Source organism: Moraxella porci DSM 25326 (assembly GCF_002014855.1).
GTDB classification, from domain to species: Bacteria; Pseudomonadota; Gammaproteobacteria; order Pseudomonadales; family Moraxellaceae; genus Moraxella; species Moraxella porci.
Genome location: NZ_MUYV01000008.1, coordinates 1 through 26,014 on the forward strand (window position 1 = coordinate 1; position 26,014 = coordinate 26,014).

Here is a 26,014-nt window from a genome sequence, read left to right on the forward strand (position 1 = left end):
GGTTGCTGCGGCTTGAGCGTCCTTCAACTGGCTTACATTCACTGCGTCTGTATCTTCTACACCAGGAGCCACATTGGTAATCACTGTATCGGCTGCATCAATACCTTTATTGGTAATGCTCGGTCCGGCAACCAAATCACCTGCGTTATTGGTATAGGTTCTCAAGCCGTCCGGAGTCAATACGGTTTGACCTGTTGCGCTTGCAAAAACTGCACTGTTCAGATCTTTCAGATCGCGTGACAATTTAATCTCCAAAGTATCTGCGTTATTAGACACAACGCCGATATTTTGTTCAGATAAATTATCGCCATTATTGCCGCCGATAATATTTACAGTTTCACCCAACTTACGCTCAAAGCTCTTGTTGGTTGTATCCATGCCTGTGCCATAGTCACCCGCAAAAGTCAGCGGACTAAACGCTTGGGCAGCAGTTTGGTTGATCGCTTCATTGATGTTGTTAACGGTAGTGCCATTGACGGTGATCGGCGCATTGGTCACAGTAATATCACCAACGGTCAGACCGTCATTGTTAATCACGGTATCACCGGTAGTCACAGAGCCTGTATCTGTCAGATTAATGTTTTTGGCAAGATTGTAAGTCACATCATTGCTGTCAGCCGTTTTGGTGATTTCGATGTTGCCATCGGTGTTGTTCATATCCACCGTATCACCTGGGTTCACCACGCTGCCATTTGCACCTTCGGCAGTCAGCGTAAAGCCCGAGTTGTTGATGGCGTTGGTGATGTCACCTGCAGTTGCCAGCGCATCTGCATTGGCAGGAGCATTAACCTTACCGTCGGTAGTGGCTAAAGGTGTGGTATTCGCGGTCAGCTGGCCATTTTCTACTTTAATGGTATTGCCGTCGGTATTTACCGCCACTTCATACGCACGGGTACGGTTGGTTTCATCAATGGTTGGTGTTACAGTGACAGCACTGTCTGCAGCAGCCGATACAGTCGTATCCCACGCATTGACAGTGTATTCTTTTTGACCAGTGGTTGCATTGGTCGCTTCATCCACAACGACATTGGTACCCGCTTTCACTACTGTGGTAGCGGCCTGAATCGCATCATGGATATTGTCTTTACCGGTATTGCCGATATTGGTAAATGTAATATCACCTGTATTTGGATCTAGCTCAGCATCCCCACCGAAATTATTGACCACAGAATCAGCTACATTACCCAATCTGTCATTGGTCATATACAACTGACTACCATTAATCGCATCAGTCGAAGTCGCTGAAATACGACCTGCTGCCACATTGGTGATCGTACGCTCACTGCCTGCAGTACCCACGCTTACCGTAGCGATCGGCGCTGTACCAGCAAAGTCACCATAAGAGATGCCATTAACGGTTGCATTGGTCGTACCAACTGCAGCATCAGTTCTGGCGCCAGCACCTAGAGCGACAGCATTGGCATGATCAGCGGTCGCATTAGCACCAATAGCGATGGCTTGAGAGCCGTTAGTATATACAGATGCACCATTACCGATTGCGATAGATTGGAATGCTTGGGTCTGTGCAGATGCACCCGCTGCCAAACTTGCCGCTCCCGTTGCACGCGAGCCACTGCCTAGCGCAGTCGCATTCGCTGCTCGTGCCTCTGCGGTATTACCTACAGCGGTCGCAAAGTTTGCTGTAGTAACAGCTTCTTTACCAACAGCAACTGCACTTTGGCCTTGAGCATTAGCGCTTGTACCGACAGCGACAGCGTTTTCACCCGAGGCGACGGTATTCATACCAGCAGTGACTGCACCAGTACCTGTCGCACCTGCTTTACTGGTGATAGAGCCCAGGTTTGTTGTTGCATCGCCAGCTTCTTGGTTTACATCACCAGTATTGGTGTGGAAATAAGTGTTTTGAACTTCTTCACCCAGCTCTTTAGCCACCATATACAGCTGGCTACCATTGATGGCATCGGTTGAAGTGGCAGAGATTTCACCTGCTGCTACATTCATCACACGACGCTCAAGATCTGCAGAACCCACAGATACCGCACCTGCTGCTTTTTTACCAGCAAAGCCACCATAAGTTACGCCTGCAACGGTCGCTGTATTTACCGTACCTGTATCACCAGCGGTTGTTGTTGCGCCTTCAGCACCTTCTTTAGTAAGGTTTTTGGTGCCTACTGCTGCGCCTTTAGCAACAGTACTGTCATTACCTAAGTAAACAGAGTTTTCTACTGTGCCTAGTACAGAGCCGTCATCTTTAGTACCCACACCACTACCTAATACATAGGTATTAGAGGTGTTGATATAGTTTTTGTTACCCACAGCACGAGCATTTTCTACGGCTGCAGTATCCGTTAGACCACTAGCAAGCAATAATTTACCAGCAGCATCATAAGTCGCTGTCGCACCGATTTGGTTGTTATTACCAAAGGCACCGACATTGGTTGATGTACTGCCGACGGCATTGTCATTACCTAAGGTATAAGAACCTGCACCGCTAACGATTGATGGGTCACCGATGGCACCGGCGTTAGCGCCTGATACCTTATTCTGTGTACCGATTGCAATGGATTGTGCGCCTGAAGCTACTGCACCTCGACCGATGGCAATTGCCTGCTCACCAGAGCTTTCAGCTCCCGAACCAATTGCAGTAGAACGTAGACCCGACGCACTTGCACTCCTACCCAAAGCAATCGTGTTATCGTTCGTTGCTGCGGCACTATTACCAATCGCAATAGAATTGTAGGTAGTGCTGCCATCGGTATTTTTGCCTGCCAAAGTACTATTACCAATGGCAATACCGGTCACTACATTTCCCTTCTTCTCACTGTGTGCATAGTTACCAATAAAGACGCTACGATCACTAGTGATTTCTTCACCGGCATGACTACCGATGATAATAGATCGGTCAGATGAACCATTTGCACCAGCCAAATGTCCGCCAAAGAAGTTGTTATCACCAGTTGTACCTGAACCGCTTAAGTTACCAATCGCAACGTTACCATCACCCACTAAACCACGACCTGAAGCAGCACCTATCATCGTATTGGCACCTGCACCAAAGCCTGGGAATGTCGCATTTCTTCCATCATTGGATGACACGGCCTGGCCTGCACCACTACCGATCGCAATATTTTTTATAGAACGGATATCGGAAATATTTTTACCGGCATCCTGACCAATCGCCACAGTGCCATAAGCGACAGTACCTTCACCGGCTTGTTTACCGATTAGGATGCTAGGGTGGCGATCAGCGTCCAACACTTTTGGGTTCAATTGTTCCACTTGTTGCGCATCCGTCAATGCGCCAGCACGGTAACCAATCGCAACGCTATAGTCTTTCTTCGAATTTTGACCAGCTTCAGTACCGATATTCACATTTTGAATATTCCAGTTATCCGCGGTACCCACGCCGGCATTTTCACCGATCGAGATATTACGACCACCTTCAGCCACCGCACCAGCACCGATGGCAATATTATTGATTTTACCGATCAAAGCACGAGTTACAGTATTACCAGGATTGGTTTTTACAGTTTCATAATATGCAAGCAATTCGGCTTCGCTAGTAAATGGTTTTTGAGTACGCGGATCGATGATATTCGCCCAGTTACTGCTACCAGTCCGATCAGCAGCTCCAGCTTTCGCACCTTGACCAATAGCGATACTCTGCGATGTTTCTGCGACAGCGTTCATACCGGCTGTTACCGCACCTACATTTTTTGCACCAGCTGCATCTGTGATCTTACCTAAGTTGGTGGTTGCATTGCCTGTATTGGCATTGCTGCCGTTATTCACATGGAAATAAGTATTTTCAACTTGATTACCGAGTGTACTAGCCACTGCATATAGCTGGCTACCGTTGATCGCATCGGTTGAAGTGGCATTGATCAAGCCTGCTGCCGACGTCGCACTTGGTAAGTCTGTACCTGTAGCAGCCTGTGCGTGGGCTGACAGGATGATACCTGACATCACAAGGGTAAAGCGGATCAGCTTAGAGACACTGCCTGTGTCTGCCTGCTCAGCGCTGCCGACGGTTGTGCTGCTACCTTTGCCTTGGGCGCGGGCGTATTCTGCCACCGCCATAAAGGTGCCAGTGGCTTTATTAAATATAACTTTGTAAATATGGTTCATAGTTCTACCATGCTCTGTGAGATCATCGTGCCAAGCAGATGACGAGGGGTTGCAAATTACAGAATCTCATCCGCTCTACAGGGAACTCGACTCTATCACTCAATTATTACGAAATTATGGGGGAGGGATGGCTGCTGCAGGAATCTGCGATGCCATCGGGATTTGCGCGTATTATACGCTTAACACTGCGCGATTATGTAGCAAAAATAGCACTGAATTGTATAGACTTTGTAATATGGGGTTGATTTGCTTAATTTTTAATCAATTATTCACCAAAATCAAGCAGCCAATCGCCCTAATGACCATGCCAAGCCTGCGTGAGGCTTAGATCAGCGAAGTGATATTTGATTTATTTGTTAAGTTTTTATAAATAAAAATAATAAAAAAGCATCGCCTAAGCTCAGCTAAGACGATGCAAGTACGCAGCAGCTATCAGCGCAGACCGCGTTCCATTTCTTCAAATTTCTCGACAATATAGGCAGGCGGTGGCGCTGTCATCAGGCTGACCACGATGGTGGTGATGAAGCTTAGCGCAAAGCCTGGTAGGATCGAGTAGATGGCATCGTTGGCAGGCTGGCCACCGATCTCAAAGCCACCATACACCCACACGATGACGGTCAAAGCACCGACAATCATACCTGCCAAAGCGCCATTTCGGTTCATGCGCTTCCACATCAGACTTAGGATGACCAGCGGGCCAAATGCCGCACCAAAGCCTGCCCAAGCGTGTGAGACCAGCTGTAGCACCGAGCTGTTGCTGTCACCAGCGAGCATGATGGCGACGATCGCGACGACCACCACCGAGATACGGCCGACCAGTACTTGGCGCGCCTCTGTCGCCTCACGATCCAAGAACAGCTTATACACATCACGCGTCAGTGAGCTAGATACCACGAGCAGCTGGCTTGAGATGGTACTCATGATTGCTGCCAAGATCGCTGCCAACAAGAAGCCTGAGATCAGAGGATGGAACAGCACTTGAGAGAACACAAGGAAGATGGTCTCAGGGTCATTGAGCGTCTGACCAGTCTTGGCGATGTATGCCACGCCAGCTAGACCAACCATCAACGCACCGATAAGACTTAGGATCATCCAGCCCATACCGATGGCAGTGGCCACAGGGACATCTTTGACCGAGCGGATCGCCATAAAGCGCACGATGATGTGCGGCTGACCGAAATAACCAAAGCCCCACGCCATCAATGAAATCACGCCCATCACGGTCACGCCATTCATCCAATTAAAGACCTCGGGATTGGCTTGCTCAGCGATCGCCAAGCCCTCTGAGATGCTGCCAATCTCGCTAAATGCTACGATCGGCACCAGCAGCATCGCGATCAGCATGATCACGCCCTGCACGAAGTCGGTCAATGACACCGCCAAAAAGCCACCGAACAGCGTATAAGCCACGACCACGCCTGCTGTCACCCACAGACCTAGGCTGTATGACAGACCCAGTGAGCTTTCGAACAGCTTACCACCTGCCACAAGACTCGCTGCGGTATAGACGGTAAAAAATAAGATCACCACGAGGGCTGACATGATGCGCAATAGATGCGATTTGTCATGAAAACGGTTGGCAAAATAGTCAGGCAAGGTGATGGCATTATCCGCCACCTCAGTATAGACGCGCAGTCGTGGCGCGACCAATAGGTAGTTGGCGAACGCACCGATGGTCAGACCCAGTGCGATCCAGATACTCACCACGCCCGATGCGTACATATAGCCTGGCAAGCCAAGCAATAGCCAGCCTGACATGTCTGATGCACCCGCTGACAATGCCGTCACCGCAGGGCCTAGGTTACGACCGCCAAGCATGTAGCCTTCGACATCGTTTTTTTGTTTAAAATACGCATACACACCGATGGCGATCATCAAAATAAAATAAACCGCCAGCGAGATCCATACGCCTGTTTCCACAGTTTGCATGGTAAAACTCCTTATGCAGCCCAATACGGCTGTCAAATTGATCGATATGAGCCACAAGTGCAGTCAGAGGACACGCCATCACGCCATGCAGCGCCAAATTCCGCAGCGCTTGATCAGCCGTGTGATGACTGTGGTATCAAGCCCCAAAGCGCTGGGCAGCAGATCCATCGATCATGAAACTATCACAAAAAACTATCAAAAAAAATCAATCAAAGCGCCCTAACGCCAAAAGCAGACGCTGGGCATGATGGCACATATTATAACATAAAAATAACAAATCTTTAGCTTTAGGGTAATATAATTTGTATAATCATATTTATCTGATTGATTTTATGGATGTTTTTATTAAAATTGCACAAAATTGCCAAACGATTGACCGCTTTTGATGACTGGGCAGATGCGATATTGGCAGGATTTTGGGCGTTTGGCTGTGGATTTTAGGGAGAATTTGTTAAAATTTGCAAAACTTTGCGCAATTTGGCCGAAAATGCTTTGTCAAGCGTGATATTTTTGGGTATAATATTGCGCTAATTTGTCAACTGTAGGCTGATCTTGATCACCACAGTGGCAGATGTGTGGATGCCAAAGCGCCGCGGCACTATGTGAGTAAGCGGTGTTTTATCCATGTGTTGGCGGACTGGTCGCAAGTCTGCTTTATTTTATTTATTAAGGATCTTTCATGAGCCAATTTACTCTAACTGGCGTTGTGCGCGCCGATGATCAGCAGGGCAAAGGTGCGAGCCGCCGCCTGCGTAAAGAAAACCTAATCCCAGCCATCATCTATGGCGGTAACGATGAGCCAGTATCTATCTGCGTTAAGAATAACGAGCTGGTCAAAGCACTGTCAAACGAAGCGTTCTTCTCTAGCGTCATCGCCATCAACCTAGACGGCAACGACCAAGAAGTCATCATCAAAGCCCTACAGCGTCATCCTGCCAAAGGCTTCCCACTGCATGTGGATTTCCAGCGCATCGTTCGCGGCCAGACCATGAACTTCCATGTGCCAGTACATGTAGTTAACGAAGACACTTCAGCTGGCAAAAAAGCTGGCGGCATCCTAACCACTTTGGTGAATGACATCGAAGTCAACTGCCTACCACGCAACTTGCCAGAAGCCATCGAGATCGATGTGGCCAAGCTTGAGATCGGTGAGTCTATCCATCTATCTGATGTGAAGCTACCTGCCGAACTGACTCTAGTGACGCACGACGAAGCTGACCTAAATCGCACCATCGTCACCATGCAAGCACCGACTGTGGCAGAGACTACAGAAGAAGACGCAGAAGCGGCAAGCGAAGAAGCAGCGAGCGAAGAATAATCTTTCAAGCTCCCAAAAAACCAGTAAGCTGCTTACTGGTTTTTTGTTTATCAGTTTGCTAAAATTTCAGTCCCCCTATGGCTGCAGTGCAGCATCATCACGGCGATCATCTTATGAGCATCCAATTCATCGTAGGTCTGGGCAACCCTGGCGCCCAATATCAGCACACGCGGCATAACGCTGGGTTTTGGTTCGTTGAACGGCTGGCAGAGGCGTTTGGCATCACTTTGAGTTATGATAAGAAGTTTCACGGCAAGGTCGGTCGTGGTACGATCCATGGCGCTGATGTGCGTCTGCTGTTGCCTGAGACTTTTATGAACCGCTCAGGTCAGGCGGTCGCACCTTTGGCGAAGTTTTATAACATTCACCCAAGCCATCTGCTCGTCGCTCATGATGAGCTGGACATCGCAGCAGGCCAAATTCGCCTAAAAACAGGCGGCGGTCATGGCGGACATAACGGCCTAAAGGACATCGTGCCGCACATCGGTGCTGAGTTTCACCGTCTGCGCATCGGCATCGGCCGCCCTGCACATTCTTCACAGGTCAGCGGCTTTGTCCTCGCCAAGCCAACCCTTGATGAGCGCATCAGTATCGATGCTGCCATCGACTGCACCATCGACGCGCTGCCTGAGCTGATGAGTGGCGACATCGAGCGCGCACGCAATCACATTAATGGCTTTAAGCTGCCAGCCTAAGCCAGCTGGCTTTATTTACCGAGTATTTATTATGCTACTTCCCATACTTGCTGTCGTCATCGGACTGATCATCCTCATCTACAGTGCCGATATGTTCATCGATGGTGCCGTCGCCATCGCCACCAAGTACCACATGCCAAAGATGCTGATCGGCGCACTGATCATCGGTGTCGGCACTTCGGCGCCAGAGATCGTGGTCTCATCGCTGTCGGCGCTGGCTGGCAGTCCAGGGCTTGCGCTCGGTAATGCCTTTGGCTCAAACATCGTCAATATCATGCTGGTGCTGGGCGTCACCGCACTCATCGCACCCATCGTCATCCAAAAACAAGTCCTAAAAACTGACTTCATCTGGCTGATCAGCGCCACCATCGTCGCCGTCGTCGTCATGCTCGATGGCCACATCAGTCGCATCGATGCTGGCATCTTATTGGCAGTGATGGCAGCCAATATCTGCGTGCAAGTCATCTACGCCAAGCGCCATGCCAAAGCCGCTGCCGAGAGTGCGATCTTGGCCAGTGATGAGCATGCCTATGAGCTGGCAGAAGATGAGCTGCCCGATCCGAATGCCGTCAGCACACCCAAATCCTTATTTAAGCTCATCGTAGGTCTCGTGGTACTGGTGCTCAGCTCGCGCCTGATCGTCTGGGGCGCGGTGGAGCTGGCGACCTTATGGGGGCTGTCAGATCTAATCATCGGCCTCACGATCGTTGCCATCGGTACTAGCTTGCCTGAGCTGGTCTCCTCTGTGATCGCTGCCCGTCGCGGTGAATTTGAGATGGCACTGGGCAATGTGCTAGGCTCAAACCTCTTTAATACCCTAGGCGTCGTCGGTGTGGCAGGTCTGATCATGCCGATGGATGTCGCGCCAGAAGTGCTAAGCCGTGATACGGTGGTGATGTGTGCCATCACCCTACTGCTATTTATCATGTGTGCGCTAGCATTAAAGCGCGATGGACAGATCGGTCGCCTATCTGGTGCGCTTTTGATCAGCTGCTTTATTGGCTACAGCGCTTGGCTGATGGTGAGCGTGATGGCTTAATCTGTGATGACTAAGAGGACGGACTGATCGATGATGAGTCCGTTTTTTTAATTCCCGAAGATTTTTGTGGATATCGGTTAGAATTTACCGCCTGATTTGGTATAATACAGCCATCCACTCACCAAAAACCCGAGCATCCTATGTCAGTCGATCACCCCTACGCCAACCGCACCGCCCAGCATTTTGACGGTATTGAGTTCGATGAAGCCTTGATTCAAAAATACAACCGCCAAGGCCCCCGCTATACTTCCTACCCGACCGCACTGGAATTTACCCCGATGGCAGACGGCATGGAGGCTGATATTCTCAAAAATCGTGATGCCACTGTGCCACTGTCTTTGTACATTCACATTCCATTTTGTCATCATCTATGCTACTACTGCGGCTGCAACAAAATCATCACCAAAAAGAACAGCGATGCTGGTGATTATCTGACCTATCTATTCAAAGAAATCCGCCACAAAAAATCCGTGATGCCATCAGGCAGTCGTGTCAAACAGCTGCACCTAGGCGGTGGTACGCCGACATTTTTGAGCGATGATGAGCTAGTCGAGCTGTGGGAATTTTTGCACGCAGAATTTGACTTTGCACCCGATGGCGATTATTCGATCGAAGTCGATCCCCGTGAATTACGCCCAAACACATTGCAGATACTACGCAATCTGGGCTTTAATCGCCTAAGCTTTGGCGTACAGGATCTGGATGAGACAGTCCAAATTGCCGTCAATCGTGTCCAGAGTCTAGATCTCATCACCCATGTGATGAGCGAAGCGACCCGCCTAGGCTATCAATCAACCAATATCGATCTGATCTATGGACTGCCCCATCAGAGTATCGAGAGTATGAATGCCACGATCCGTGAGATCATCAAGCTATCCCCTGATCGGCTGTCGGTGTTCAATTATGCGCATCTGCCTGATCGCTTCGTCGCCCAACGACGCATCCGTGATGAAGATCTGCCAAGCCCGAGCGATAAGCTTGCTATGTTTGGCAATATCATCACCGCCCTATCAGAAGCTGGCTATCAGTACATCGGCATCGATCACTTTGCCAAGCCGAGCGATACGATGGCACAAGCACAGCGAGCAGGCGAACTGCACCGTAATTTTCAGGGTTATGCCATCTTGGGCGAGTGCGATTTGATCGGCTTTGGGGTCAGTGCCATCAGTCAAATCGGTGCACACATCACCCAAAATCCCACCGCACTGGCAGACTATCAAACCGCCATCCGTGATGATAAGCTGCCTGCCGTGAAGCATATCCAAAGCGATGCCAAAGATGAGCTGCGTCGTCATGTCATCATGAATCTGCTCTGCCATGATTATATGAATTTTGGCTATTTGCGTGAGCGGTTTGGCATCGAGCCCACCCAAGTATTTGCCGATGAGATTGCCACGCTACACGACATGGCAGCCGATGGATTGGTGCAGATTGATCAAGATGGCATCACCATTTTGCCAAAGGGGCGTATTCTTGGGCGTAATGTGGCGATGGTGTTTGATGAATATCTAAGCCAAAAACACGCAGGACGCTTTTCAAAGGTGATTTAGATGGGTGCTATCCCCATCTGACTTGACAATTTGGTACGGTTTGGGATAATGAATTTTATAGGGTGAACATGATGTTGGTAGTGATGAGCGATTGTACATCGAGCCAACACCGCACAACCCATTTCACCATCCATCACGACGCATTGGAGTTATCACATGATCACACTGGATTTACCCCCAAGCACCGAACAAGCCATCATCGCCAAAGCACAAGACGCCGGTCTGAGTGTTGAAAGCTATCTTGCTGCCTACATCAATGAGCTGATCAATACACCCAAACAAAGACAGCTCGGCGGTGCCGCAGGCTCAGTGCTTTATATGGCGGATGATTTTGATGCACCTTTGGATGAGTTTAAGGATTATATGTAATGCAAGGTTATTTGCTAGATACGCACACCCTGCTTTGGTTGCTTGCCAAACCCGAAAAACTGAGCAAATCTGCCAAAGCCATCATTGAAAATTCTGACAATCTCATCTATTACAGTCCATTATCACTGTGTGAAATCGCCATTAAAATCAGTATTGGTAAGCTAACACTGGTTGAAAATTGGCAAATGCTATATCAACAGCAGCTCGCCCATAATGACATTCGCCCAATCAGCCAAAGTTGGCACGATGTTCAAATACTACAACGCTTGCCATTTCATCACAAAGACCCATTTGACCGTATGCTCATTAGCTGTGCGATGGCAAATAATTTGGGTTTTATTAGTGCCGACAGTCATTGTGCCTTGTATGAATTGCCCGTGATTTGGTAAGACCATGAAGCACATATGATGCATTATTTATCAAACCTCTAAACACACCCTCCGCCATCCACAAAAAAAGCCGTTGATGACAACGGCTTTGGCATATCTAGCTTTTTGATTTACGGCGTTTTAGGCTTTGCCATAGGGTTTCGTGGGCGATTTTTGGCACTTTGAGCGTGATGGTGTTTGATAGCATATCATGCACCGCAAGCCCCCGAGTGTTAAACACACAAAACAAAAAATTGAACAAAAAGCCCAAAAACGCCGCCAACAAAATCGCAAGCTTCGACCCATGGATAAACGCACCGACCACAGCACATATCGCAGGCACAAGGCAAGCACTGATGATCCGCTTAAAGCTCTGCCCCCAGCTAAGCAGCTGCCCATTGGCATCCACGGTCTTTAATCGCCAAGTCTGCATCCCCAAGGTCTGCCCCGACTTACGCCAAAAAATCCCATAAAACCCCACCAAAGTCAGCACAAACGCAGGTGTCATCACGCCGTTTTGATACCACAGCGGCAACGCCTTGGCATCCTGAGAGGTCGTCCCCACATCCAAAAATAACAGCGTACCGACGACTGCCAGCACCGCCCCCACCAAAAACAACATCGCCAAAATCAGCATACCATCATAGACGATGGCAGACAGTCGCACCAACGGCTTGGCGATGGTAGGCGTTTCGGTGGCGGGTGTTTTTACGGCTTGGGTATTGGCGTGTTTTGACATGGATGCAATCACAATGAAAAAGATGGGATTATTGTAGCATAAAAGCCATGATTTGGGGGAATTAGCAATCGAAGCCTGCAATGCAAATGACTTGCACAATGCTTGTCCCGACACCTGCCCAATGCCCATGATAAAACGCATAAAAAAATCACCGAAATCAATGACTTCGGTGATCTTCGCAATATGGCGCACCCGGAGAGATTCGAACTCCCGACCCCTTAGTTCGTAGCCAAGTGCTCTATCCAACTGAGCTACGGGTGCGGATTCAACTTACTTTGTTTCTCAACATCGTTCGTTGTGGCGGCTATTATACAGTGTTTATTTTGTATGTCAAGCACTTTTTTAATTTATTTTCGGTTTTAATGTCGATCAAAACTTGAGAAAATAAATGGCGGTGAAGGAGGGATTCGAACCCTCGATACCCGTAATTAGGTATGGTTCCTTAGCAGGGAACTGGTTTCAGCCACTCACCCACTTCACCGAACGCTTGCTTTGATAAGTTGCTAGACTTATCATCCATCATCATCGATGATTCGCTTGTCGTTGTGGGCGTCAATTATAGCAAAAATTTGACACTTTGCAAGTGTTTTTCGCATCTTTTTTATAAAATTTTTGCAAAATTGGTAATTTACCTTGTGCCTTTATCCGTCTGGCGTATGATTTGGATGGTTGGAGGATAAAAAGTGCTGAATTTTTGTACAAATATCTGCTATCATAAGTTTATTATCATAAGCCAACGATAGGATAATATCACCAAGGAGAGTTATGCGACCAACCGTATTATGTTTTTCGGGGCTAGATCCATCAGGCGGTGCAGGCCTACAAGCCGACATCGAAGCCATCGGCGGTGCTGGTGCACACGCTGCCATCGCTTGCACTGCCATCACGGTACAAAGCTCGCAGCAGGTGTTTGGCTTTGAGCCAGTTTCTGCCGACCTTCTCACCGCTCAAGCCGTCGCTGTGCTAGATGACCTGCCTGTACAAGCCATCAAGTCAGGCATGCTCGGCACAGTTGAAAATATTGATGCCATCGCAAGGCTTTTTGACACACACCAGATACCACACGGTACGCCGTATGTACTCGACCCTGTACTGGTCGCCAACTCTGGTGGTGGTCTGGGCGATCCTGCGACATTGGTGCAAGCCTTTGGCAAGCTACTTCCCCACGCCACACTCATCACGCCAAATACGCACGAACTGCGCGCCCTAAGCGGTCGTGACAATCTACATGATGCTGCCAAATACTTGAATGATCAGGGTGTCAATGCCGTGCTTGTCAAGACATCGCATGACTTTGAGATGGAGGATATTGAGCAGTTTTTGTACATGGATGGGCGTATAGAGCACACCAGTATCGTGCCACGCCTAGAGGGTGAGTACCACGGCTCAGGCTGTACGCTGGCTAGCCACATTGCTGGGCGGCTGGCGATGGGTGATGATTTGGTGGATGCCATCATGCGTGCCGATGACTGGGTGCATCAATCGCTCATCCATGCCGATGTGCCACACCCCGATCATGATACAGCGCAGATGATGCCGAATCGCTTTTATCATCTTCGATAAATCACCAAAAAATCAGCACCCGTGATATGGTGCTGATTTTTTTTGGGTGTCGTATTAGCCCATCCAAATATTCATAGCGATGATGCGAATGAAATTCTCAGCAAGTAACAAAGCAAACAGCGCCACCAAAAACGACAAATCTATCATGCCAATATTCGGCACAAAACGACGAAACGGCGCGACGATCGGCTCTGATAATTGCATCAGTACCATCATAAAGTTATTATTGATGTTCAAAAACATCACCAACAGACTGCTGATGGCTGATGCGATCATGGTGTAGCGCAAAAGCTGCAAAAATTTCATGATGCCGCTTAACGACCCTGCAAAAAACAACTCCACAGCAGTCATCGATCGACCCAAAATCACATTATTGGCAGCAAGGTTGATCAGATACAAAAGCAGCATCAAAACAACCGCAGCAGTACTGATGCGCCCTTTGCCGACTGCAGGGAAAATGCGCGTAAAGATATCGACAACCCCTGTCAAGCGATAAGTGGCGCGAGCAAATGGTGAGCTGCTATCGACATCGGCTAACTGAATCATAAAACGCACAAACAGCAGCATCAGTGCAAAGTTGATGACCATATTGGTCAGCACAAAAGGCACAGAGTTCATAAACAATCCCTTAGCCTTGGCTCACAGCTGCACCAAGCTCGACACTGCGATCACTGCACGCCTGCATCGCACGGGCAAATGCCTGACCGACATCATCGGCATACAGGCTGTCTAGTGCCGCCGCCGTCGTACCGCCTTTTGAGGTGACTTGCTCACGCAATGTGGCAGGATCTTGATTGACTGCCAATGCACCTGCACCACGCACACTCTGTACTGCCAAGGCGTGGGCATCGTCAGGCGATAGACCCATCTCGATAGCCTTTGCAATCATATTTTCTAGCACATAAAAGAAATACGCTGGTGCTGAGCCAGCCACTGCCGTCACGGCGTGCAATAGGTTTTCATCCTTGACCCATGCAGTGATGCCCGATGCTTGCATGACTTTTTCGGCCATTTGACAAGCGGTCTCACCGACACCATCAGCAAACAGACCCGACGCACCAAAGCCCACGCTGGCAGGTAGATTTGGCATACAGCGGACAATATTGCTATGACCACCCAGCATCTGCGATAAAGTCGCCACCGACAAACCTGCCGCAATCGATAACACAAGCTGTGATGACAAATACGGTGCAATCGACGCGCCAACCACGCCCATCACTTGGGGCTTGACTGCCAAGACAACCACATCAGCCGGTGTGATGATTTGCTCAGCGTGATCTGGGCTGACTGCCGTGACGCCTTTGGCAATAAACTGCGCCTGCTTATCGGTATCGGTATCTGATACTGATAAGGTCAAATCCAATCCGTGCTCGGCTTTTGCCTTTAATAGACCGTCAATGATTGCCCCTGCCATATTGCCACCGCCGATAAAAGCGATGGTTTTGCCATTTAATACATCAAAATCAGCAACTGTCGTCATAACACACCTTTTTTGTCAAATTTATCAAAGTAAAACTTCACCCATTGTACACCATTCGTCCCACGGGTGCAAAATTATCCAAAGCCACACGCTCACCATCAGGCAGTCGCCACACCATCATCGGTGCGATGAGCCAATGCCCACCATCAGCAACGACCACCTGCCACAGATGCCCCCGCAGCCATGGCGGTAGGCGAAGCTGTTGGGCAAGTTTTTTGGCTTTATAGGTGTGTTTGCCAATGATGATGGGTGTGGTTTTTTCTACTTTTTGAGCATGAGTGATGGCTTGTTGGCACTTAAGTAGGATTTGCACTCGCTCATCTGTCACCAATGTCAATTCACCCAACTCATGCTGGTGTTCGTGCTGAAGATAAGGCAGCTCATCCGCCTGCACACCTGCTTTCAATAGTCGCCACACATCAGCTCGATAGCGATACAGATACGCATCATAGCGACAAATCACATAGCGATGATACGCCCCTTGCCAGATGATTTGACTGCGATGATCATTATCCGTGCGCGCCATCAACTCAAGCACGGATTGGGTCGTTTGCTGGCTCGGTGGTAGCGGCTCATCCCCTTGTAGCCAGCGGTGCAGCACGGCAGATTGGGCAAGGCTTGGTAATTGCTCAAATGCCTGCACCGCCATCACTGCTTGATACGGTAGATGATTTTTCTCGTGGGATAATTGCGCCAAATACTCATCCACCGCCTGATCTTGCCAAGCGGCTGTCTCACACAGTAGCTGTGATGAACGAGCGATATTGGCGATGGCTTTGGGATTGATGGTGCTTAGTAGTGGCAAAATCTGAGTGCGCAACACACCCCGCACATAAGCGGTATCCGTATTGGTCAGATCATCCACAAAGGGGAGCTTGTGATGCCAAGCAAAAGCGGTAATCTGCTCTCGAGACAATTCCAGCCATGCTCGCCACAGCCACACCTGCTTATCATGGCCGAATTTGGCTTGCCATGATTTCATCCCTGATAAGCCTTGCACGCCTGCACCATCGATCAGACGCATCAGCACCGTTTCGGCTTGGTCATGGGCATGATGAGCCAGCATCAACACATCATGATCATTCATCACCGACAGCATGGCATCATAGCGAGCTTGGCGTGCATGAGTTTCGCTGTTTTTTGGGAGTGTGACAGGCAGTATCTGATAATCAAAACCATGCTGTATCGCCCAAATCTCAACAAGCTTTGCCCAGTCATCATTGGCCGACTGCCACCCGTGATGCACATGAAGCAGGATTGGCAGTCTGTCTATCTGCCCTGCCTGATACAACAGATGACACGCATATGCCAATGACAGTGAATCCCGCCCACCACTACACGCCAAATACAGCGTCACCCCATCCAGTCTGTGCCGATGGGTTTGATAAGCGGTCAATAAAGTTTGGGTCAGTACATCAAGCATAAGCCTAGCATCACATCAAGCATAAAAAATAGGGCAAAATCACTTTCACCCTATTGTAGCAAATTTATCAGTCAATAGCTGTCTTGGCTGACAAACATCCGCCAAAGACTACCTGTCATGACTTATAAAGATACCTTAGAATTAAACTGCATCAAGCGCTCATAGCGTTTTTGTAGTAGCTCATCCTTTGGTAGCTTTTCAAGCTCGGCAAGCTGTGTGGCAATCAGTGATTTGAGTGCTGCCATCACAGGTTCTGGAGCTTCGTGCGCACCCACGCCTTCTTCGATGACTTCATCAATCAAGCCCAGCTGATGCAGATTGACAGCGTTCAGTTTCAGTGCATCTGACGCATCAGGTGCTTTTTCGGCAGTCTTCCATAGGATAGATGCACAGCCTTCTGGTGAAATCACCGAATAAATGCTGTTTTCAAGCATATTGACACGATCCGCCACACCAATAGCAAGCGCTCCGCCCGAGCCACCTTCACCGATGACCGTTGCGATGACTGGCGTGCCAAGACTTGAAAATACGGCAATACTCTTGGCTATGGCTTCGGCTTGCCCACGCTCTTCGGCACCCACGCCAGGGTATGCGCCTTGGGTGTCAATAAAGGTCAATACAGGCAAGCCAAAACGCTCTGCCATCTGCACAAGGCGAATCACCTTGCGATAACCTTCGGGGTTTGCCATGCCAAAATTATGCGCAATACGCTCACGAGTACTGCGACCACGATGCTGACCGATGACCATCACAGGCTGACCGTTGAATCGTGCCAAGCCACCGATGATGGCTCTGTCATCTGCAAAGGCACGATCGCCATGCAACTCATCAAATTCGGTAAATAATGCCGATACATAATCAAGGAACAACGGACGCTTTGCATGGCGTGCCAATTGCACACTTTCCCAAACTTTACTCATAGTCCACTCTAAAAAAATGATTGTACAAATGTAAACTGATTTAGTTTAGCACATTTTTTGGTATCTCGTCATCTTTTTTGTTGTGATTTTTGGTTGGTTTGTCACCAAAACCATTGGCAACCAAGCAAATTGGTAATTTTGACAATCATAACCCATCAGCAAATCTTAAAATGGCGACAGATCTGCATTTGCCGACTACGACACACACCATACGACACTTTCATATAAAAACCCCAAAGCACATCATACTGTCATCTTTGGGGTTTTGTGTTGTCTTTTGGCTAAAATTACCAAGATGCTATATACTATCAAATACTATCAAGCAAATTCGCCTGTACTCACCACATCAAGCTGTACGCCCCATTTGGCAAACTGCGGTGCGTCTTGCTCAAGCTGTGTGGCAATCAGCTCTTCGTGCATACCTGCACCGACCAGCACTTGCCAGTGGTCAGCACTGATGATGTTGAGATTAATCGCTGCTGCCTTGGTGGTGCGGGATTGGCTAGACTGTGCCGCTAGACGCAAAATCAAGCACAGATAGACAAGCTTGCGACCGCCCAGACTTTCGACCACATCAAGCGCATCGGATTTGAGCTTACGGCGATGATGTAGCACCAGCTGTGCCATCATCGCTTGACCTACCTGCGAAAACCCTGCAATGTCCGAGTGCTCAAGCAAATAAGCGCTGTGGCGTTGGTAATTGCTATGCCCAACCGCCAGCCCAATCTCAAACAGATTTGCCGCACGGCGTAATAGGTCAGCATCTTCACTACTGAACTCAAGCTCATCTTTGGCATCATGAAACAAGCGAGCCGCTCTTGTCATCACACGCCCTGCCTGTTTGACATCGACCGAATAACGCTCAGCCAGTGCTGCCACTGAGCGGTCACGCACATCTTCAGAATTGAGCCTACCTAGCATATCATACATCACGCCTTCACGCAGTGCACCGTCTGAATAGCCCAGCTCATCAATCTCTAGCGTCTGCATGATGGCAAGTAACTCTGCCACACCAGCAGGGAATACCGCTTGGCGATGCGCCTTAACCCCTTCAAACTCAATCTTATCCACCGAGCCAAGCTTGATCAGATGCTTTTTAAGCTTCACCATCCCATCTAGCGTGATGCTCTCACCGCTAAAACCTAGCTCTTCGAGCACTAGGCGAGCTGCCTTGATGGTGCCTGATGAACCGATGGCATTATCCCAGCCGACTTTTTTGTAGCGTTTGGCGATGGCAAGCAGTTCGGTTTGGGTGTGCTTAGCGGCTTGTTCAAAGGCTTTTTCGGTGATTTTGCCATCAGCAAAGAATTTTTTGGTATAAGCCACACAGCCCATTTGCAAGCTTTCCATCTCAATCGGCTCAAAACCCTGACCGATGATAAACTCCGTCGAGCCACCGCCAATATCGATGACTAGGCGAGTATCAGTGCTGGCATTTGAGTGCGACACACCCAGATAAATCAAGCGAGCTTCTTCACGACCTGCGATGATTTCGATCGGCTTTGGCAGGAGTAGATTGGCACGGCGGATAAATTCTTGGGCATTGACCGCTTTACGCAAAGCATTGGTCGCAACGATACGCAGACGCGTCGGATGCACTTCGGTGACGTGCTGAGCAAAGCGATGCAAGCAGTCCAGACCCCGCTGAATGGCTTCTTCACTCAAGACATTATTCTCATCAAGGCCTGCTGCCAGCTGTACTTTTTCAGAAATCGATGCCACTTTTCGTACTTCGCCATGATCCAAGCGAGCAATCGCCAAATGAAAGCTGTTCGAGCCCAAGTCAATCGCCCCTAGTAGCTCATCACGGCTAATGGCCGCGGCATCATTGATGGCACTGGCGATTTGTTGGTGGCGTTCGGTGGTATCTGGAAAAGTTGGGTTCATGACAAATCCTGAATTTTTATAGGGATATAATTTTGTTCATTGTATCGCTGTTTATCACCCAAAGCAAGTTGCGTTTTTTTTGATGACAAACAACTTCATTTATAACGCTCATAGTAGGACAAACGCCTACTTTTGTCTATTGATTTTTGGTTAATGACTTGGCAAATTACCCTGCCAACGACTGCAATGCCAATTCAGGCAACAGATCGCCAAAATCCTGCGGTAATGGTGCAACAAACTGCTGTGGACGATCACACACTTGATCATCATCCATCATAGGTGCAAGGCTCAGCTGCCATGCGTGCAGGCAAAGACGCTTGACCTGTGGCGCAGATGTGTTCAGTTGATATTTATCATCACCAAGTAAAGCGTGACCGATATGTGCCATATGCACGCGTATCTGATGCGTGCGACCCGTGGCAGGCATCGCAAGCACAAGGCTGACTGGCTGACCGTCTAGCTCAAATCGTGCCAAAACCTTGATCCGAGTCAGGCTTGCTTTGGCGACTTCTTCGCCGTGTGCTGTGCCGACTTTTGCCACTTTGACACGGCGTTCGCCATTAGCAAGCGTATAGCGAAGCAGTGGTGCATCGATGATTTGGCTGTCTGCTTTGACATAGCCTGTGACCAAGCATAGATATTGCTTATGGATGGTTTTTTGGCGAAATTGCTCTTGTAAGTGCTTGAGCGTACTGCGTTTTTTTGCGATGAGCAATAAGCCTGAAGTATCCTTGTCGATGCGGTGCACCAGCTCCAGATACTTTTTGCCTGTCGCCTGACGCATCGCTTCAATCACCCCAAAGCTCTCACCACTGCCGCCATGCACCGCCATACCCGATGGTTTATTGAGCACAATCAGCCCATCATCTTCATGAATGATGCGTGCCATCAAGCCTTTGGCAAAGCTATCGCTAATTATAACTTCTTCACGCACTGATAAGCGAATCGGTGCAATTCGCACCACATCACCAACATCAAGCTTATCATGTGGCTTACAGCGTTTGCCATTGATGCGTACTTCATCGGCACGAATCAGCTTATATAGATGCGAGCGTGGCAAGCCTTTTAGCCGAGCGAGCAAAAAATTATCAATCCGCTGCCCTGCTTGATTGTCCGTCACCGTCAAAAAATTAACTTGATTAAAATTGCTAATCGCCACATCCGCCGATTGCTTCGGATGCGGATTGGACTGTTGGCGTTTTGGTGGGTGGGTTTGGGTGGATTTTGGCAAATTTTTACCAAAACGATGGCTTGATGGCTGATTTTTGGGATTTTTTTGTAAATTTTTCATGGTTTTGTCAAATTTTTGTAGGCGTTTGGCAAAAGATTTGGTATAGTTTAGCATGTTGCAAACCAATACAGGATAATTTTTGTGATTTGACCCAATTTTTATCCGATACCATTGCAAATCCCTGAGCTATTTTTGTTACCATAGTTAAATTCACAAATCAGATATGATAATGACTGATTGAGATACTGGGTAAAAATTGGCGATTGAGCGATATCGGTTTTGGCATAATTTTACAAAACCAAGTCTCAACGATACCTACACCCTACTGGTGTGACGGTCACGCCCAAGAGTTCATATTTGCCCTTGCAACCGCCAAAATAGTTAATAATCGCTTAAAAAAGCACTACAGCCATTTTAAGCATGATAATGCAACTTCGGTATTGATACCGTACAAGATTTCGCTAGGACGATTGTTCGTCTTTTAGCCTTGTTGAGTACCACTGGTTCAAAAGCACAAGACAAACTCTGCTTTTGCAAGGTAAACCCCAGTCGGCTCAAGCTTACAGAATTTTTATAGCGTTGGTGCAAGCAGTGCTAAGTGTCGTTTGTACAGACAAGCGACTTGTAATGATAGCCCGTACAATCAGCCTAGATGATAAATATCTGTTGCTGATTGTTTCGTACAGCTAATAAATCTTTGGAAAAATACCGATGTTGCTTGATTCGGGCTTTTGCCCTTATAAGGAACATCATGAAACGCATTTTAATCAACGCCACGCATAACGAAGAAATTCGTGTTGCTCTGTGCAAAGACAGTCACCTGTACGATTTTGATTTAGAAAATCGCACCCGTGAACAAAAAAAGGCCAATATTTATAAAGGCCACATCACCCGAGTTGAGCCATCCTTAGAAGCGGCTTTTGTTGAATATGGCTCTGCTCGCCAAGGCTTTTTGCCACTGCGTGAGATCGCTAGCGAATATCTGCACGGCAATCTGCGTGAAGACAACATCAAACAGCTGATCAAAGAAGGTGATGAAGTCATCGTCCAAGTCGAAAAAGAAGAACGCGGCAACAAAGGCGCGGCGTTATCGACTTTTATCTCGCTTGCTGGTCGCTATCTGGTATTGATGCCAAACAACGCCAAAGCAGGTGGCATCAGCCGCCAAATCTCAGGCAAAGTCCGTGAAGAGATGAAACAAATCATCGCAGGGCTAAGCCTACCAAAAGGCATGAGCGTCATCGTACGCACAGCAGGTCTTGGCAAAGGCGCTGAAGATCTACAAAACGACCTTGATCATCTGCTTGATATCTGGAAATCCATCCAAGAACAAAACAAAACTCGCCCAAGTCCATGCCTAGTCCATCAAGAAGCTGGCGTGGTGACTCGTGCGGTGCGTGACTATCTGCGTGATGACATCGGTGAAGTATGGATTGACAGCGAAAACGCCTACAACGAAGCGGCGAATTTCATCAGTGCGGTCATGCCAAGCCAAATGAGCAAACTGCGTAAATACACTGAGTATGAGCCGATGTTTGCTCGCTTTGGTATCGAACGCCAAATCGAAACTGCTTATCAGCGTGAAGTGCGTCTGCCATCAGGTGGCTCGATTGTCATCGACCAAACTGAAGCTTTGGTATCGATCGATATCAACTCATCAAAATCTACCAAAGGCTCAGATGTCGCCGAAACCGCCTATCACACCAACCTAGAAGCCGCTGATGAAATCGCTCGTCAGCTGCGTCTGCGCGATATGGGCGGCTTGATTGTCATCGACTTCATCGACATGAACGACCCACGCCACCAAAAAGAAGTGGAGAAACGCCTGATTGAAGCGACACGCCATGACCGTGCTCGTGTGCAGTTTGCTGAGATTAGCAAATTTGGCCTGATGGAGATGAGCCGTCAACGCCTACGCCCATCGCTCGAAGAAGCCACTGGCTACATCTGCCCACGCTGTCATGGCAATGGCATGATTCGTGATTTGCGTTCACTATCGCTATCGATCATGCGTCAAATCGAGCAAATCGCCCTAAAAGAACGCATGGGTGAAATCCAAGCTGAAGTACCGACCGATATCGCCGCATTCTTATTGAACGAAAAGCGTGAAAGCTTGGTATATCTAGAGCAAGACAGCGGTGCACGCATCACCATCTTGCCACACGCACACCTAGAAAGCCCGAATTTCACGCTGCATTTCAATCCAGATGGCTTTGCCCCATCCAGCTACGAACGCATCGCCGATACCGAAGAAAAAGAAACTGTTGATCGTGGCTATGAAGTCAATTGGCAAAGCGATAATGACGGCAAGGATACCGCTCGTTGGCACAAACAAAGCGATAAGAGCGACAAAAAAGCCGCCAAACCACAAGCGGAGCAAGCGACCCCTGCCAAGACCGAACCACAAGCGGTGGCATGGCTATCCAACCTATTTGCACCAAAACCACAAGCCAAACTGGCAGGCTCGCTGGGCACAGCAGATGTCGCATCTGCCATCGAAGCCATCGTCAATGGTGGTGGTGTCAGTCTAGGCGCATCAGGCAATGTCTCAGCCATCATCGAATCAGCGACGCATAACGAGCCAGCTGCTCGCCCACACGCTGATGACAAACGCAAAAAACCAAAACACAAAAAAGAAGTCAGCGAAGACAAAGAGAGTATCGAAAAGCCAGAATTGGATAAAACCGACAAATCCGAAAAAGGCGATCGTCGCACCAAAAAAGACAAAGTCGCTGAACAACACCCAAAACGAGAAGCAGGCTCACGTCGTGAATCTCGTGGCGAAATCGTGCGTCATGAAACCTTGACCATCAAGGCTGATAAAAACGAAAAAGTCGAAAAAGCCGACAAAAAAGAACGCAACGACAAGCCAAAAGCGGATAAGGCAGAGCGTACGCCACGCCAAAAATCAGCCAATCCTGATGAAGTAGTACTACACATCAGTGCCACCAAAGCTGAAGATACCGAAACCCAAGTGGTACATCTGTCGCTAGATGGTAGCAAGCCTAAGAAAACCAAGACTCGTAGCGAGAAAGTAGAAAGCATCGAAAAAGTCGACCAAGTGGCCGAGATCGCAGAACCAATCGATGCACAAGGTCGCGAAGAGACCTCTACTGATGTCACTGTCGCTACCGATATCACCGCTGTAGAAGTCGCTGATACACCTAAGCAGGCACAAGCCCCTGTCGATACCGTCAGCACAACTACAATGGATACCAAGCCTGTTGCCAAGCCAACACTGGCGCCTGAATTACAGGCTCGCATCACCACACTTGCCAAGTCGATGAATAAAGCAGTGAACGACCCTCGAGTGGTGCAGGCTGCGCTACAAGCACCGGCAACGCCGATTCGTGGCACTGCAGGTGAGTTCATTGCAAGCGTACTGGGCAGTGATGTCAGCGGTCAGTTTGTCGCCGACTTTTTGGCAGCGCTTACCAAGTCGCAATCGCAAGTAGGCGAGTTTGACTTTAGCAACTTCGGCTATGCGCCGCTGGATGCTACTGCCAAGTCTGAGTTTGATAAACTCACCCAAGCGGCATCGCAGGCATCTGCCCCACAAGGCAAAACTGCCGTCGCACCACGACCAATCACACGTCGTGCAGCCAACGACCCACGCGGTCAGCATCCTGACTATGTCGAATCAGATCAACAAACTGATGCACTAGAGCCAACCAAAACTGCAAGCGAGCAAGTGCAAAGTCAAGTGGTACAAGACCAAAGTGCCGATGCAGCATCTGAAGTGATGGCAACTCAAGTCGTTGAAATGACTGAGACCACCACCGAAGAAGCCATCGAGCCCGTCATCGAAGCGACTAGCGAAGCTGACGCCAATCTTTTGGAATCTCAAGAGACCCTTGGTGAAACCGCGCGCCATTTGGTCGATGATGCCATCGATGTCGCCAAGCTAACCGCTGAGCAAGTCTCAGACACCGTCAGCGACGTAGTGAGCGAAACCATCGACAATGTCGCAACCATCGCAGCTGCTGCTGTGGATCTGCTTTCAGGTCAAAGCAACGCTGACAAGGCCGGTGACTCACAGCCAGCAGATGAGCCTGCAGCCACGGCAAGCGATGATGCCTCCCAGGTCGCTGCCGACAAGCAAACCCAAAAGGTCAGCCAAGTCAAAGAAATCACCGCCGAACAAAAAGCGGAGAAAAAATCCAAGGCCAGTAGCTACAAAGACATGATTGAGAATGTCGCAGGTCAGCTACAGCCGCAGGTTGGCATCCTAAATCTGATGGCAGCCAAAGCACCTAAGACCACCAAAACGCCAAAAACTCGTGCACCAAGAAAGCCGAGCAAAAAGCCAACCAAGGTCGAAGTGCGTAAAATCAGCAAGCCTGAGACGGCCAATGACACGCCAAACACAGACAGCAGCGACAGCTGATCTGCCGCGACCCAAAAAAATAAGCGCCACATTTTTGGCGCTTATTTTTTTAGTTTATCAAGCAGTTTTCGCCATCACATCTGGGGTGTTGAGCGATATTTATGATTCAGCGCGCGCAAAATGGCCAATGTCTCAACATCCATCACGCCTGTTGGCCGCTGTGGGCGAAAATGCAGCTGAAATGCATATACGACATCTTGGCTGCTTCGATCCCATTCCTCACTGTCATTAATCTGATAACCATAGCGACGCAGCTCAGCCTTGATTTGGCTGATCGGCATGTCCGCCATCACCTCATCATTTAGCTGCGCTAAGTAAGATGACTTATCCTGTTCATCATACCAAGCACCGATGCCATGAGTATGATATAGATATGCCCACGGAAATTTGGCGCCTGGGTCGATCTTACGCGATGGTGCAATGTCTGAATGCGCCAAAATATTCGTCGCGGGTATGTCATATCTGGCGATCAAGGTCGTCAATAGTTCAGCGACCTTAGCAATTTGTTGCGGCTCATAATCAACATAAGCCTCATGCGGCAAATAGCCGCGCCGCCCACGATAAGCAGCATGGACGCCAGCATTGACGATCTCAATACCGATTGAAATATCATTTAAAGCAGTTTTGCCCCGAAAATGACTGGCGCCAGCGTGCCAAGCTTTTTTATGGTCATCGACAAGCTGATAAATGCGCCGATCCTGACCTGTTGGGATCAGATAATGACTGCTTACCTGACCTGTGGTCAGCACCGCCAAAGAGTTTTCATCATTTTCGGCAGTATAATGCAGCACAATGTATTCGATGCGCTCAGATTGACCTTGAGCAGTGTGCGTCTGATCGACAACAAACTGCGTACCGACACAGCCACCAAGCAAAAGACCGCACGACAACATTGCGGTATAAATAATCGATTTCATAAAAAAATTTGCCAAAGTTTTTTTTAATTATAAAAGATTAGCCATACAAATGCCATCAAATTCCATCCCGTGCATAAAAAAGCCGCCCTTGTGATAAGGACAGCTTTTTA

18 protein-coding genes and 2 tRNA genes are annotated in these 26,014 nt (G+C 48.7%); 8 read left to right on the plus strand and 12 right to left on the minus strand.

The features are described from left to right. The coding region (locus tag B0681_RS06720) for an ESPR-type extended signal peptide-containing protein (RefSeq protein ID WP_114144967.1) at positions 1 to 4,089 on the minus strand (4,089 nt) is incomplete at its 3' end. A gap of 432 nt (positions 4,090 to 4,521) precedes the next feature. Further along, entirely contained in the window at positions 4,522 to 6,018 is a 1,497-nt protein-coding gene (putP, locus tag B0681_RS06730; protein WP_078317991.1) for a sodium/proline symporter PutP, read from the minus strand. Between the two features lie 679 nt (positions 6,019 to 6,697). On the opposite strand from putP, the gene B0681_RS06740 reads away from it, so the two are divergent. The 6 genes from B0681_RS06740 (at position 6,698) to B0681_RS06765 (ending at position 11,378) form a co-directional block, all read left to right on the plus strand. Continuing rightward, entirely contained in the window at positions 6,698 to 7,336 is a 639-nt protein-coding gene (locus B0681_RS06740) for a 50S ribosomal protein L25/general stress protein Ctc (RefSeq protein ID WP_078317993.1), read from the plus strand. A 113-nt stretch (positions 7,337 to 7,449) separates the two neighbouring features. Further along, complete coding sequence (gene pth, locus B0681_RS06745; RefSeq protein WP_078318031.1) at positions 7,450 to 8,031, plus strand: aminoacyl-tRNA hydrolase; 582 nt, start codon at positions 7,450 to 7,452, stop codon at positions 8,029 to 8,031. Between the two features lie 31 nt (positions 8,032 to 8,062). Beyond that, entirely contained in the window at positions 8,063 to 9,070 is a 1,008-nt protein-coding gene (locus B0681_RS06750; RefSeq protein WP_078318032.1) for a calcium/sodium antiporter, read from the plus strand. 140 nt (positions 9,071 to 9,210) lie between these two features. Then, the gene (hemN, locus tag B0681_RS06755) at positions 9,211 to 10,620 is read left to right on the plus strand and encodes an oxygen-independent coproporphyrinogen III oxidase (protein ID WP_078317994.1); all 1,410 of its coding nucleotides are present in this window, start codon (positions 9,211 to 9,213) and stop codon (positions 10,618 to 10,620) included. Between the two features lie 156 nt (positions 10,621 to 10,776). Further along, a complete protein-coding gene (locus B0681_RS06760; protein WP_078317995.1) occupies positions 10,777 to 10,989 on the plus strand; it encodes a DUF2281 domain-containing protein in 213 nt (70 codons plus the stop codon). Next, complete coding sequence (locus tag B0681_RS06765) at positions 10,989 to 11,378, plus strand: type II toxin-antitoxin system VapC family toxin (protein ID WP_078317996.1); 390 nt, start codon at positions 10,989 to 10,991, stop codon at positions 11,376 to 11,378. The genes B0681_RS06760 and B0681_RS06765 overlap by 1 nt, the downstream gene beginning before the upstream one ends. 97 nt (positions 11,379 to 11,475) lie before the next feature. On the opposite strand, the gene B0681_RS06770 is transcribed toward B0681_RS06765, so the two are convergent. The 3 genes from B0681_RS06770 to B0681_RS06780 form a co-directional block, all read right to left on the minus strand. Then, positions 11,476 to 12,096 (minus strand): RDD family protein, encoded by a 621-nt coding sequence (locus B0681_RS06770; RefSeq protein WP_169835685.1) that lies wholly within the window; start codon positions 12,094 to 12,096, stop codon positions 11,476 to 11,478. 184 nt (positions 12,097 to 12,280) lie between these two features. Next, positions 12,281 to 12,357 (minus strand) — tRNA-Arg (locus tag B0681_RS06775). Positions 12,358 to 12,485: 128 nt separating this feature from the next. Continuing rightward, positions 12,486 to 12,577, minus strand: a tRNA-Ser gene (locus B0681_RS06780). Between the two features lie 284 nt (positions 12,578 to 12,861). On the opposite strand from B0681_RS06780, the gene B0681_RS06785 reads away from it, so the two are divergent. Then, positions 12,862 to 13,659, plus strand: a complete 798-nt coding sequence (locus B0681_RS06785; protein WP_078317997.1) for a hydroxymethylpyrimidine/phosphomethylpyrimidine kinase — start codon at positions 12,862 to 12,864, stop codon at positions 13,657 to 13,659. A 54-nt stretch (positions 13,660 to 13,713) separates the two neighbouring features. Here B0681_RS06785 and B0681_RS06790 read toward each other — a convergent pair whose 3' ends face one another. The 6 genes from B0681_RS06790 to B0681_RS06815 all read right to left on the minus strand — a co-directional run bounded on the left by B0681_RS06790 (position 13,714) and on the right by B0681_RS06815 (position 20,714). Beyond that, positions 13,714 to 14,277 carry a YggT family protein gene (locus tag B0681_RS06790; protein ID WP_078317998.1) on the minus strand — a complete coding sequence of 188 codons (564 nt, stop codon included), beginning with the start codon at positions 14,275 to 14,277 and terminating at the stop codon, positions 13,714 to 13,716. A gap of 10 nt (positions 14,278 to 14,287) precedes the next feature. Further along, a complete protein-coding gene (gene proC, locus B0681_RS06795; protein ID WP_078317999.1) occupies positions 14,288 to 15,139 on the minus strand; it encodes a pyrroline-5-carboxylate reductase in 852 nt (283 codons plus the stop codon). A gap of 37 nt (positions 15,140 to 15,176) precedes the next feature. Continuing rightward, positions 15,177 to 16,562, minus strand: a complete 1,386-nt coding sequence (gene tilS, locus B0681_RS06800) for a tRNA lysidine(34) synthetase TilS (protein ID WP_078318000.1) — start codon at positions 16,560 to 16,562, stop codon at positions 15,177 to 15,179. Positions 16,563 to 16,684: 122 nt separating this feature from the next. Beyond that, positions 16,685 to 17,482: an acetyl-CoA carboxylase carboxyltransferase subunit alpha gene (locus B0681_RS06805; protein WP_078318001.1), complete on the minus strand. Its 798-nt coding sequence runs from the start codon at positions 17,480 to 17,482 to the stop codon at positions 16,685 to 16,687. A gap of 318 nt (positions 17,483 to 17,800) precedes the next feature. Next, positions 17,801 to 19,369 (minus strand): exopolyphosphatase, encoded by a 1,569-nt coding sequence (gene ppx / locus B0681_RS06810; protein WP_078318002.1) that lies wholly within the window; start codon positions 19,367 to 19,369, stop codon positions 17,801 to 17,803. A gap of 166 nt (positions 19,370 to 19,535) precedes the next feature. Beyond that, complete coding sequence (locus B0681_RS06815) at positions 19,536 to 20,714, minus strand: RluA family pseudouridine synthase (protein ID WP_078318003.1); 1,179 nt, start codon at positions 20,712 to 20,714, stop codon at positions 19,536 to 19,538. Between the two features lie 637 nt (positions 20,715 to 21,351). On the opposite strand from B0681_RS06815, the gene B0681_RS06820 reads away from it, so the two are divergent. Next, positions 21,352 to 24,987, plus strand: coding sequence for an Rne/Rng family ribonuclease (locus tag B0681_RS06820; protein ID WP_078318004.1), 3,636 nt, complete (start codon positions 21,352 to 21,354; stop codon positions 24,985 to 24,987). Between the two features lie 74 nt (positions 24,988 to 25,061). Here B0681_RS06820 and B0681_RS06825 read toward each other — a convergent pair whose 3' ends face one another. Further along, complete coding sequence (locus tag B0681_RS06825; protein ID WP_078318005.1) at positions 25,062 to 25,904, minus strand: N-acetylmuramoyl-L-alanine amidase; 843 nt, start codon at positions 25,902 to 25,904, stop codon at positions 25,062 to 25,064. Positions 25,905 to 26,014 lie beyond the last annotated feature (110 nt).

What these genes read in the sequence shown, in the direction of transcription:
- putP (WP_078317991.1), bottom strand. Translation starts at nt 6,018, where the DNA reads ATGCAAACTGTGGAAACAGGCGTATGGATCTCGCTGGCGGTTTATTTT.
- B0681_RS06740 (WP_078317993.1), top strand. Translation starts at nt 6,698, where the DNA reads ATGAGCCAATTTACTCTAACTGGCGTTGTGCGCGCCGATGATCAGCAG.
- pth (WP_078318031.1), top strand. Translation starts at nt 7,450, where the DNA reads ATGAGCATCCAATTCATCGTAGGTCTGGGCAACCCTGGCGCCCAATAT.
- B0681_RS06750 (WP_078318032.1), top strand. Translation starts at nt 8,063, where the DNA reads ATGCTACTTCCCATACTTGCTGTCGTCATCGGACTGATCATCCTCATC.
- hemN (WP_078317994.1), top strand. Translation starts at nt 9,211, where the DNA reads ATGTCAGTCGATCACCCCTACGCCAACCGCACCGCCCAGCATTTTGAC.
- B0681_RS06760 (WP_078317995.1), top strand. Translation starts at nt 10,777, where the DNA reads ATGATCACACTGGATTTACCCCCAAGCACCGAACAAGCCATCATCGCC.
- B0681_RS06765 (WP_078317996.1), top strand. Translation starts at nt 10,989, where the DNA reads ATGCAAGGTTATTTGCTAGATACGCACACCCTGCTTTGGTTGCTTGCC.
- B0681_RS06770 (WP_169835685.1), bottom strand. Translation starts at nt 12,096, where the DNA reads ATGTCAAAACACGCCAATACCCAAGCCGTAAAAACACCCGCCACCGAA.
- B0681_RS06785 (WP_078317997.1), top strand. Translation starts at nt 12,862, where the DNA reads ATGCGACCAACCGTATTATGTTTTTCGGGGCTAGATCCATCAGGCGGT.
- B0681_RS06790 (WP_078317998.1), bottom strand. Translation starts at nt 14,277, where the DNA reads ATGAACTCTGTGCCTTTTGTGCTGACCAATATGGTCATCAACTTTGCA.
- proC (WP_078317999.1), bottom strand. Translation starts at nt 15,139, where the DNA reads ATGACGACAGTTGCTGATTTTGATGTATTAAATGGCAAAACCATCGCT.
- tilS (WP_078318000.1), bottom strand. Translation starts at nt 16,562, where the DNA reads ATGCTTGATGTACTGACCCAAACTTTATTGACCGCTTATCAAACCCAT.
- B0681_RS06805 (WP_078318001.1), bottom strand. Translation starts at nt 17,482, where the DNA reads ATGAGTAAAGTTTGGGAAAGTGTGCAATTGGCACGCCATGCAAAGCGT.
- ppx (WP_078318002.1), bottom strand. Translation starts at nt 19,369, where the DNA reads ATGAACCCAACTTTTCCAGATACCACCGAACGCCACCAACAAATCGCC.
- B0681_RS06815 (WP_078318003.1), bottom strand. Translation starts at nt 20,714, where the DNA reads ATGCTAAACTATACCAAATCTTTTGCCAAACGCCTACAAAAATTTGAC.
- B0681_RS06820 (WP_078318004.1), top strand. Translation starts at nt 21,352, where the DNA reads ATGAAACGCATTTTAATCAACGCCACGCATAACGAAGAAATTCGTGTT.
- B0681_RS06825 (WP_078318005.1), bottom strand. Translation starts at nt 25,904, where the DNA reads ATGAAATCGATTATTTATACCGCAATGTTGTCGTGCGGTCTTTTGCTT.